The sequence below is a fragment of the Daejeonella sp. genome (genome assembly GCF_049655485.1).
Classification (GTDB): Bacteria; Bacteroidota; Bacteroidia; order Sphingobacteriales; family Sphingobacteriaceae; genus Daejeonella.
The window spans coordinates 17,197-29,258 of the sequence record NZ_JBASJU010000067.1 but is presented as its reverse complement, the minus strand read 5'-3'; the positions used below and the strand labels follow the sequence as shown (position 1 = coordinate 29,258).

Annotated in this window: 5 protein-coding genes; 4 read left to right on the top strand and 1 reads right to left on the bottom strand. The window is 42.2% G+C overall.

Annotated features, from left to right (window positions below; translation table 11 throughout):
• The first annotated feature begins 421 nt into the window (after positions 1 to 421).
• The 4 genes from WBJ10_RS03080 to WBJ10_RS03065 all read left to right on the top strand — a co-directional run bounded on the left by WBJ10_RS03080 (position 422) and on the right by WBJ10_RS03065 (position 8,692).
• Entirely contained in the window at positions 422 to 6,088 is a 5,667-nt protein-coding gene (locus WBJ10_RS03080; protein ID WP_424288088.1) for a HAMP domain-containing protein, read from the top strand.
• Between the two features lie 12 nt (positions 6,089 to 6,100).
• Entirely contained in the window at positions 6,101 to 7,321 is a 1,221-nt protein-coding gene (locus WBJ10_RS03075; RefSeq protein ID WP_424288087.1) for a hybrid sensor histidine kinase/response regulator, read from the top strand.
• 107 nt (positions 7,322 to 7,428) lie between these two features.
• Positions 7,429 to 7,656, top strand: coding sequence for a hypothetical protein (locus WBJ10_RS03070; protein ID WP_424288086.1), 228 nt, complete (start codon positions 7,429 to 7,431; stop codon positions 7,654 to 7,656).
• A gap of 82 nt (positions 7,657 to 7,738) precedes the next feature.
• Positions 7,739 to 8,692, top strand: a complete 954-nt coding sequence (locus WBJ10_RS03065) for an acetyl-CoA carboxylase carboxyltransferase subunit alpha (RefSeq protein ID WP_424288085.1) — start codon at positions 7,739 to 7,741, stop codon at positions 8,690 to 8,692.
• 3 nt (positions 8,693 to 8,695) lie between these two features.
• Here the strand turns inward: WBJ10_RS03065 and WBJ10_RS03060 are convergent, their stop codons facing one another.
• Positions 8,696 to 11,851, bottom strand: coding sequence for a protein O-mannosyl-transferase family (locus tag WBJ10_RS03060; protein WP_424288084.1), 3,156 nt, complete (start codon positions 11,849 to 11,851; stop codon positions 8,696 to 8,698).
• Positions 11,852 to 12,062 lie beyond the last annotated feature (211 nt).

Genomic DNA, 12,062 nt, shown 5'->3' with positions numbered 1-12,062 from the left:
TTAGGTAAAAGCTACGAAAATATCAGATAAACAATTCTTACATTTATGAATTCGTTTTACCATAATAAAAACGCAATAGCAGGATTTTCCCATTATGACCATCAATACTATAATAGTGCCTGCAATTGTTTAACGGATGCTGTAAATGATCAATGCTATCGCTATCTAATTCATATCATAATCCTTTAGATCAGGGGAATTAATCCGAGTAAGATACCGATGACAAATTTATTCAATAAAAAAATGATTCAGAAAGCAGTTTTTGTAAAACAGAGTGTGGCCTTGTGTGTTCCTTTGGGGTAAAGTTCTGAAAATTTAAGAAATTGATCATCCAATATAAATTAACATATATGCAATTTCTGCCTCATAAAATTACCGCTATTCTCTGCTGCCAACTTATTCTAATTTAATATTCCGATCAATGGGATTAAAATCTGACACTTTAAAGCCTGCAAAAAGCAGCCACAATGGTAAAATTGAACTTTCACAGGATCAGCTTGATCTGAAAGAACTTTTAAATGTTCTATCACAAGTTAAAAATGGTAACCTTAGTATCCGCATGCCGGTTACACAGGCTGGCATCAGCGGAAGAATATGTGAAGTCCTAAACGATATCATTGATATTAACCAGCATCTCGTAAATGAGATTTCAACCGCTGAAAATGTAATTGGTAAGAAAGGCAACCTGAGCAAACGAATTGCAATGCCTGAGGCTAAAGGCGCCTGGGCTAAGGGTGTGAACTCGCTTAACGATCTTATAACTGACCTTACTTCGCCTGCATTGGAAATAGCAGGGATGATTAATTCTGTGGCAAATGGTGATCTGTCTAAACAAATTCCCCTTGAGATTAATGGACAACAATTAAAGGGAGAATTTTTACGGATGGCGAAAGAGTCTAATCAGATGCTTTCGAAACTTCAGCTATTTTCGATGGAAGTAACCCGGGTAGCCAGACAGGTGGGATCCGAAGGTAAATTGGGTGAACAAGCTAAAATCAAAGGCGTTGCCGGAGTATGGGCCGAGCTTACTGACTCCGTAAACCAAATGGCTGGTAACCTTACAGCCCAGGTGAGGAACGTAGCAGCAGTAACAACTGCTGTTGCAAAGGGTGATCTTTCACGGAAGATTACAGTAGAGGCAAAAGGTGAAATCCTGGAGTTAAAGAATACTATCAATACCATGGTGGATCAGCTCAACTCATTCTCTTCTGAGGTGACGCGGGTGGCACTTGAAGTAGGTACAGAGGGTAAACTCGGAGGTCAGGCAGAAGTGCCTGGGGTGGCTGGTACATGGAAAGATCTAACAGATTCAGTAAACCGGATGGCAGGTAACCTTACCTCCCAGGTAAGAAATATAGCTGGTGTAACAACCGCGGTTGCGAATGGGGACCTTTCTAAGAAGATCACAGTGGATGTAAAGGGTGAAATGCTGGAACTAAAAAAGACCATCAATACCATGGTTGATCAGCTAAACTCATTCGCATCGGAAGTAACGCGGGTGGCTCTTGAAGTGGGTACCGAGGGTGAGCTGGGTGGTCAGGCCAAGGTAAAAGGTGTTGGAGGTGTATGGAAGGACCTTACCGATTCGGTTAACCAAATGGGAAGCAATCTTACTGACCAGGTGAGAAATATTGCGGGGGTAACCACAGCGGTTGCAAAGGGAGATCTTTCCCGAAAAATCACTGTTGATGCCAAAGGTGAGCTTCTCGAATTGAAAAATACAATTAATACCATGGTGGATCAGCTCAACTCTTTCTCGTCAGAGGTGACCAGGGTTGCGCGTGAGGTGGGTTCTGACGGGCAGTTAGGTGGGCAAGCGAACGTGCCTGGAGTTGGTGGAACCTGGAAGGATTTGACAGATTCTGTGAATCAGATGGCCGGAAACCTTACCGGACAAGTGCGAAACATTGCTGAGGTAACAACAGCCGTTGCAAAGGGCGATCTTTCTAAGAAGATAACCGTAGACGTAAAAGGTGAGATGCTCGAATTGAAGATCACCATTAATACGATGGTGGATCAGTTGAATTCCTTTGGATCGGAGGTAACCCGTGTGGCACGTGAGGTAGGGTCGGAAGGACAATTAGGGGGTCAGGCGAATGTACCCGGCGTAGGTGGAACCTGGAAAGACTTAACTGACTCAGTAAATAAAATGGCTGATAACCTGACTTCTCAGGTACGTAACATTGCGGAGGTTACAACGGCAGTAGCCAAGGGAGATTTATCCCGGAAGATTACCGTGGATGCTAAAGGCGAGCTCCTCGAGTTGAAAGACACCATTAATACTATGGTGGACCAATTGCGTGGGTTTGCATCTGAGGTAACGCGTGTTGCACGTGAGGTAGGTTCTGAAGGGCAGCTGGGCGGTCAGGCTAATGTGCCGGGTGTTGATGGTACCTGGAAGGATTTGACCGACAGTGTAAATAAAATGGCAGGTAATCTTACTGCTCAATTAAGAAATATTGCCGATGTGTCCATTGCGGTGGCGAATGGTGACCTTTCAAAGAAAATTACAGTTGACGTACGTGGTGAAATTCTCCAGTTAAAGGAAACTATCAACACGATGGTGGATCAGCTTCGGGGTTTTGCATCCGAAGTAACCCGTGTTGCCCGGGAAGTGGGAACAGACGGTAACCTGGGTGGCCAGGCCTTCGTTCCGGGAGTTGCAGGTACATGGAAAGATCTCACCGACTCGGTGAATCAGATGTCCAGTAACCTTACTTCTCAGGTTCGAAACATTGCAGAAGTGACTAAAGCGGTAGCCGGGGGCGACCTTTCGAAAACCGTTATCATCGATGTAAAGGGTGAAATGATGGACCTGAAAAACACCATTAACACCATGGTGGATCAACTTAACTCTTTTGCATCTGAAGTGACACGGGTTGCGCGTGAGGTGGGTACTGAAGGGAAGCTGGGAGGTCAGGCACAAGTAAAAGGTGTAGGTGGTACCTGGAAAGATTTAACGGATTCTGTGAACCAAATGGCTTCTAACCTTACCGGACAGATTCGTGGTATATCCAAAGTGGCTACCGGTATCGCTAAAGGAAATTTGAAACAGAGGCTTTCCATTAATGCGCTTGGGGAGGTAGCTCAGCTTACCGATACTATCAATGAAATGATCGATACCCTGGCGGTTTTTGCTGACCAGGTAACAACAGTTGCAAGGGAAGTAGGTGTGCAGGGACGATTAGGGGGCCAGGCATTTGTGCCGGGTGCATCAGGAACCTGGAAAGATTTAACAGAAAACGTAAATCAGCTGGCTCAGAACCTTACAACCCAGGTGCGATCAATTTCTGAAGTAGCATCGGCAGTAACGAAGGGTGACCTTACCCGGACAATCAGGGTTGACGCAAAAGGGGAACTCGAGGCCTTAAAGGATACAATCAACCAAATGATTGCAAACCTTAAGGATACTACACTCCGAAATCATGAGCAGGATTGGTTGAAATCTAATCTTGCCAAATTTGCGCAGATGCTTCAGGGCCAGCGCGATAGAAATGCCGTTGCTAATAATGTTCTTTCCGAACTGGCGGAGTTAGTAAACGCCAGATATGGTGCATTTTATATCCTTGAACAGCCTGAATCCTCAGATGAGCCTAAACTGAAACTAATCGCAGCTTATGCACAGAAGGGTAAAATAGAGCGAAATAAAGAATTTTCATTGAATGAGGGATTGGTCGGACAGTGTGCATCCGACAAGGAGCAGATCCGGCTTAGCAATGTTCCAGGGGAGTACCTTAAGATAAGTTCCGGAATTGGAAGTGCCCCCCCATTAGATTTGGTAATTCTACCTGTTTTGTTTGAAAACAACGTTAAGGCAGTAATAGAACTGGCTTCCTTTGAAAGCTTTAGCGACACTCATATTGATTTTCTGGATCAGCTCACGGAGAGTATAGCCATCGTACTTAATAATATTGAGACTAATACACGTACAGAGGAGTTATTATCGCAGTCACAATCCCTGGCAGGTGAATTATCATCTCAACAGGAAGAGTTGAGGCGTGCTAATGACGAACTTCATGACAAGGGAAGGTCTTTGGAAGAGAAGGCAGAACAATTGACGCTGACCTCCAAGTACAAGTCTGAGTTCCTTGCAAACATGTCGCACGAGTTGAGAACCCCACTCAACAGCTTGCTTATCCTGGCTCAGCAACTGTTCGAGAACCATGAAGGGAACCTCACCGACAAACAGATAAGCTACGCAAGAACAATTCATTCATGTGGAGACGACCTTATACAACTGATCAATGATATTCTTGATCTCTCCAAAATTGAATCGGGTGTAATATCCGCTGATATAATGTCGGTAGGATTTAGAGAGATCGCATCCTTTGTTGAAACGACGTTCCGTCCAATTTCTGAAGCCAAAAATCTTAAGTTTGAAATTGATATTGAAGATGGGCTCCCTGAGGTATTGGAAACCGATATTCAGCGACTCAATCAAATTCTGAAGAACCTTCTCTCAAACTCCTTTAAATTTACGGAAAAAGGCAGTGTTCGTTTGAATATTTACAGGCCTGAAATTGACAAATTAAACCCCATCCCTGGCGCTGATTCTGTGATCGCATTTGCCATTGAGGATACGGGAATTGGGATATCCCAAACAACACAGGGTATTATCTTCGAAGCCTTCCAGCAAGCGGAAGGTTCTACCAGTCGTAAATATGGGGGTACGGGACTTGGATTATCTATTAGCAAGGGCTTTGCAGAACTTCTTGGTGGCACAATAGGCGTGCAGAGTGATTTAGGTAAGGGAAGTACATTTACTCTCTATCTTCCATTAAAATATAGTGAAGTACCTGTACCGGCAATCTTAAATAATTTTAAATCCAAAGTTGAATATCCTCCGGTGCAATCGCGTGCAATCCAAAATGATGCTGTTGAACTGGTTATTGACGACGACAGACATAATATTCTTCCTTCAGATAAGGTGCTTCTGGTTGTCGAGGATGATGTGCGATTTACAAAAATAGTAATTGAGCGATCGCACGGGTATGGATTGAAAGTGGTAGTAGCCACCAATTATCTTCAAATATTCGACTCAATCGCAAAGTTTAATCCAATCGCAATTACCCTCGATGTTAAGATGCCGGAGTCTAATGGCTGGAAAGTACTCAAGGCATTAAAAAGCAGCCTGAAATTCCGACATATTCCAGTTCATCTCATATCAGGTGAAGAAGACCGATCTGCTGCAGTGAAATTCGGTGCGAGAAGTTTCCACTTGAAGCCGCTATCAAACAGCGCACTTGATGAACTGATACTTGGAATTGTTAGTTTCCATGAACAAATCAAGAAGCGCGTCCTTTTAATAGAAGATAACGAAGTGGAACTCGAACACCTTTCAAAGCTTTTGTCGAACGATCATGTAGAAGTTATTGCTGCAACGACAGCGAAAAAGGCAGTAGCTATCCTCAAAAAAGAAATGTTCGATTGTATAATTGTTGACTACACCTTACCGGATGCCAAAGGAATAGACCTGCTCAAACAGATCAACCTCCTTAAGCGGCCGCAAACAATGGTCTTGTTACATTCCGCTCGTGATTTTACTTCTAATGAACTTTTCCAGTTAAAGAGGCTTACTTATAAATTAATCACCAAGACTTCGACTTCGCACGGCGTAATCCTTGAGGAGGTATTAAATCTTCTCCATATTGATGTTAAAACCCTTAGTAGCAGCAAGCTTGATCTTATTAATAAGATAAGCGGAAGCACAGATATTCTTGATGGCAAAACCGCTCTTGTTGTGGATGATGATGTGCGAAATCTTTTCGCCCTCACTGCAGCTTTCGAACGATCAAAACTTAATGTAATAACTGCAGAAAGCGGTCGGGAAGCCCTGGAAATTTTAAGCGGACAAAAAGGCATAGATATTGTGTTGATGGACATCATGATGCCTGAGATGGATGGGTACGAAACTATCCAGCGGATTCGAAAGGAAGTTAGAAATAAAAATCTTCCAATTATAGCCGTTACTGCAAAAGCAATGCTCGGCGACCGACAAAAATGTATTGCATCTGGGGCATCTGATTATATTACGAAACCAGTTAAAACAGACCAGCTGTTGTCGCTAATGCGCGTATGGCTCTATTAAATTGAAAATAATTTGAACCCGGTTAAAATCCTTCTTGTAGACGACAATGTGGACAATCTCATGTCCATGCAGGTGGTGTTGGAAAAAGATGAATATACGTTCATAACAGCAACATCAGGCCGGGAGGCACTAAAGATTCTGTTAAAAGAGGAAGAATTTTCGCTAATTCTACTGGATATCCGTATGCCTATTATGGACGGTTATGAAACCGCGGAGATGATTTACCAGCGCGATAAACTCCGTCATATTCCTATAATTTTTATAAGCGGCCAGGATGATGAAGAAGCCGCGATCTTTAAAGGCTATCTTGCTGGTGCAGTAGATTATATCCGAAAGCCTTTTAATTCGCAAATATTGCGTTCTAAAGTTGCAATATTTGTTGAGCTGTATCGTAAGAATAAGATTTTAAAAGATCAGGAAGAAAAGCTTATCCGTATTAATGATGATTTAAGGAAATTGAATCAGGAACTTGAAGACAGGGTAAGTGAGCGTACGAGAGAACTCGAGCATCTTAATCATGAACTTAAAGATCTGAATCTCTCCAAAGATAAGTTCCTTTCTGTCATTTCACATGATTTAAGAAATCCCCTCACCGCCTTGTTAGCCTCCTCAGATCGGCTAAAGAGGAGCAAGAATCAGAGCCCTGAGGAAACCCAGCATCTGGCTTCTATTATCCATCGTACATCTAAGAAAATCCTTGAACAATTGAATGAGCTTGTTAACTGGGCAAAAAATCAGCGTGAGAAGACGGCGTTTAATCCTGTTTCTATTCAGTTGCGAAATGGAATTGATGTTTCTCTGGAAATATTAACTCCAAGTGCTTTACAAAAAGATGTTAAGTTAGAGAATAGTATCCAGGAGAACATATTCGTTAAAGCTGATGTCTTTATGCTTCGGTCTATACTTCAAAACGTGGTAATGAATGCGATAAAGTATACTCCACAGGGAGGGATAGTAACGGTATCTGCATCGATAGTTGACCATCTGGTTGAGATCTGCGTTACTGATACAGGAATCGGAATGACCCCTGAGGTACAACAATCGCTTTTGACTAGTGTTAACCCTGTTTCAATAACGGGTACTAATAATGAACAGGGAACAGGCTTGGGATTGCTACTAGTTCGTGATTTCGTTGCCCAGCATGGGGGAACTATTCACATCCATAGCGAACTTAAAAAAGGAACTTGTTTTAAATTTACAGTTCCTGTGGATGATGTATCGGCAATGGCTTGATGGGTTGTACTTTTTATGTTTTACGTGGAACCGTACCTAGTGTAATAAATAACCAAGGATGGGTAACATCTCTTACAGCGTTTAGTAACTTATAACGTATAACTCAAATGGTACAAGGAATCAACTACATCACAGATGAGAAGGGTAATGAAACCGGCATAATCCTCGATCTGGTTTCATTTAAGAAGAACAATGTAAAAGCTTCTGAAGTAATAAATGCACTGTCAGAGTTACAGCGTTTGATCGACCAGGCTGGTTCCATCAGTAAGAAATCCAGTAATTGGGATCTTGCAAAGGAAAAACTGAAAGATATATTGCCCCAAACAGATCAGTAGAGAATTTTCTGCTACATTCAATTAAAGCTTCTGTTGAGATAGCTTTAATTTTCCTAATTTAGCCGTCTCATTAAAATTTACGATGACTACAATATTCGATTTTGAAAAGCCTATAGCCGATCTTCAATTACAGATTGACAAAGTTCAACAGGTTGCTGATAAGACTAAGGTTGATATGTCTGCTACCTTAGCGGAATTGGAAGCGAAAATTGAAGAAACACGACAAAGTGTATATTCAAATTTAACTGGCTGGCAGAAGGTTCAGATATCCCGCCATCCGGAACGCCCTTACACGCTTTCCTATATCGAAATGATATGTGACGACTTTATTGAAATGCACGGCGATCGGACGGTGAAAGATGATAAAGCTATCGTTGGAGGTTTTGCAACGATAGGAGGCGAAACCGTTATGGTAATTGGCCATCAAAAGGGCGTTAACACCAAGATGCGCCAGTACCGTAATTTCGGGATGGCAAACCCCGAGGGTTATCGTAAAGCTTTAAGATTAATGAAGCTGGCAGAAAAGTTCAATAAGCCGGTAATCACCTTTATTGATACACCCGGAGCATATCCAGGTTTAGAAGCGGAAGAGCGGGGGCAAGGTGAGGCCATAGCAAGAAATCTCCTGGAAATGTCGGTGCTTCGGGTACCGATCTTATGTTTTATAGTTGGCGAAGGTGCTTCAGGTGGCGCTTTGGGAATTGGAATTGGGGATAGGGTGTACATGCTTGAACATACCTGGTATTCGGTTATATCGCCGGAATCATGTTCATCGATTTTATGGAGAAGCTGGGATTTTAAAGAGAAGGCAGCCGATTGTCTTAAACTCACGTCCGAAGATATGTACCATAACAAACTAATTGACGGGATCATACCTGAACCACTCGGAGGTGCTCACCATAATCCTGAACAAATGGCAAAAGCTGTCCAGGAGAGAATTATTAAAGATCTTAAAGAATTGAAGCCCAGGGACATAGATTCGGTAATCACCGAACGGATCGATAAATTCTGCGCAATGGGAGTGGTTGTGGAGTAACTCTTATCTAACCCCCATAAACTTAGTTTCCAAAGCTTTATATCTTTCTTGCAGTTTCTTGTTGAGTTCAGTTTGACCGTGAAAAGCTGTAAGTTTCACCATTTCAGATATTACATACATCCCTAGTTGCATTTCACGTTCATTGAGGTTCTCTTTTGTCTGAGCTATTGCCGCCAAATACTGTAACTCTTCCTCAATGTAGTCTACTGTGTTTGAAACAAGCTCATTGGCCTTAGCCGGTTCTTTTACTTTATAGAGCAGTTCTGCCATATAAAATTTCCGGATAGTGAAGTTTAAGGAATAGTTGTTGTCTGGAACAACCTGAATGCATTTTAAAAGTGCTTTACGTGCCTGGTCGATTTTGCCTTGTTTAAATAATTCTTCCGCAAGGATATTGAAATGGTTAATTATGGTAAAACTCATACGCAATGACTCCGGATCAAGGTAAGTAGCATTCTTCATGTTGCCCCATTTAAACTTCGTCATCATATTATTATACATAATATCTGTGTTGGTCAGTTCAGGTTTTTCGGTTGCAGCTGAATCGGCAGCCGGAGGCACTAGTGGAAGTAGCCTGTACGCAAAACCTTCATTGTATAGATAATCATCAAGGCCTATATAATTATCGGATGGAACTGTTATAGCGAAATAAATCGGCCTCTTCCAGTCATTGTGGGCCAAAACGTCAATAAGTGCGAGCTCAGTTTTAGTTACATAATTTTTGTTGTATGACCAGCTGATTGATGGAGCAATCTGGTCTTTTTTAGCAAGGGGGACAGTATTGGTTGCTATTACCTGAGCAGGATCAATTGTAATTTTAAAGTTCTTAGTTGGCAGGAAATTTTCCTTTGACCCATCTTGATAAGTAGCTTTATCAGCTTCTTCTTCTGAAGTAAGTATTTCATAAAGGTTCTCAAGTTCTACAGCGCCTGCCACCTGGTAATCCTGATATCCCATAACGTCACGAACTCCTTGAACGAATTTTTCATTCGCCATCGTAATAGGCAGCGCCTCTGCTTCATTCACTTTCTCTTTCATTTGTCGGATGTACCAATCTGTTCCAAGTAAGCTGAGGTTGACGACCCTTACATCAGGGCGAATATTTTCCACCTCCTGGGCATACCACAACGGATAGGTATCGTTATCACCATAAGTGAATAAGATAGCATTAGGGGCGCAGGACTCGAGATAATTGACCGCCATATCGCGGGCGGCATATTTTGAAGAACGGTCATGATCATCCCAGCCATCTTTAGCCATAAGCACGGGAGCTGCAAGGAGCCCAATTATTGTGGCCAACACCGCGGCCTTAGGCGCATTGATTTTACTCCGGAGAAAATCTGCAATACCTGCAACTCCTAAACCGATCCATATTGCAAAAGCATAGAATGACCCGGTATATGCATAATCTCTTTCCCGCGGTTGGAGTGGATTTTGGTTAAGGTATAAAACAATAGCGACCCCGGTGAAGAAGAAGAGTAGTCCTACAATTCCTGCGTCCTTTTGATTTTTCTTAAAGTGCCACAGAGCTCCAATGATACCCAGAATGAAAGGCAGGAAATAAAATCTGTTGTAGCCCGCGTTTTCAGTCTGGCTCGATGGCAAGTTATATTGGCCGCCTAAAAGTAGGTTGTCTATAAATTTAATACCAGATAACCAATTTCCCTGCGTGTAATTACCATGACCCTGTTCGTCGTTTTGCCTGCCAATGAAATTCCAGGCAAAATAACGTGCATACATGAAGCCGGTTTGATAACTCATTAGGAAACCGATGTTGTCAATGAAAGTAGGCGATTCTGTTTCGCTCAAACCCATCCAATCCCGGTAGGTTGCGGCATGCTGTGGGTCGTCACTATACATCCTAGGTAGAATCGTATTCCTGTCATATACTCGCTCGAATTTCTGTCCGGCAGACTCATATTTTTCTTTCCCTTTTCTGTAAATTATATCACCTTGCTTACTGTCAATTGGCTTGGAATCGAAATATTGGCCATAAGCCAACGGACGATCACCGTACTGTTCACGATTTACATAGCTTAACAGCGAGAATGCATTATCAGGATCGTTGTTATTTAACGTTGGGTCGGCCTTGGCCCGGATTACAATCATTGCAAAAGATCCATAACCGAATATTATGAATACGACAGATATTAATGCGAGATTAAGTACTCTTCTTTTCTCCCGAATTTTCAGAACATATTCAAGTATCACCAGAATAATCGCAGATACGATTAGTCCACCTATGCCTCCTCCGATTGTCATTAGAGCAACAAAAGAACTTATTGCAGCAAGTAGGTAGGGCCTTTGACCGTTAATCGTATAAAGAATACCCGTTGTGAGCGCGGTAATTACGAGGATGCCAAAGAAGCCGACACCTGTTCCGAAACCCAGTCCTAGTGTATTAACAAAAAACAGGTCGGAATAGGCAGCGAATTTTATGGAATATTGGACGATACCGTATTGAATAAAAGCGAGTATAACAATTCCTGCAAGCAGGCTAAGAAGTGTTCCAGAAGATGTTCTGGTAGTCGATCGCCTGAAATAATATACCAGGGAAATTGCTGGAATAGCAAGCAGATTTAACAGATGGACCCCAATTGAAAGTCCCATAACATACGCTATGAAAATAAGCCATCTGTCAGCATAAGGTTCATCGGCATGCTGATCCCATTTTAAAATAGCCCAGAACACGATTGCGGTACATAGTGAGGAAAGGGGATAAACTTCAGCTTCAACTGCGGAGAACCAGAAGGAATCTGAAAAAGTATATGCAAGTGCTCCAACGAGTCCTGATCCCATAATAGTAACCATTTCTCCCATAGTAATACTAACACCAGGCTTAGCTATAATCTTTCTGGCAAGAGCCGTTATCGTCCAGAAGAGGAATAGAATTGTCGCAGCACTTGCCAACGCGGATCCCATGTTTATCCAGAAAGCGACACGGCTGGTATCTCCTCCGGCTAGCAAAGAAAAGACTTTACTTACCATTAAATATAATGGTGCGCCAGGCTGATGTACTACCTGCAACTTATAGGCTGAAGCGATAAACTCTCCTGAATCCCAGAAACTTGTGGTTGGTTCCAGAGTAAGTGTATATACAATTAATGCTGTTAGGAAACTAAGCCATCCCAACAAATTATTGGTTCTATTATAAGTCATAGATTTATTGATCAAATATTGCTGCCGAAAATAGTGAATTTGATATAGAATGTTACTAAGGTTTAACACTAATTAACTAATCGGAGGTCGGAAGTCTGAGGTCTGAAGTCCGAAGTCTGAGGTCTGAACTAGGAAACTTAGAAGTAGGAAGTGCTCAATCTGGAGAGTATAATCAATGATATGTGGTGTATTCAGGTCTTAGGCGTCTGCA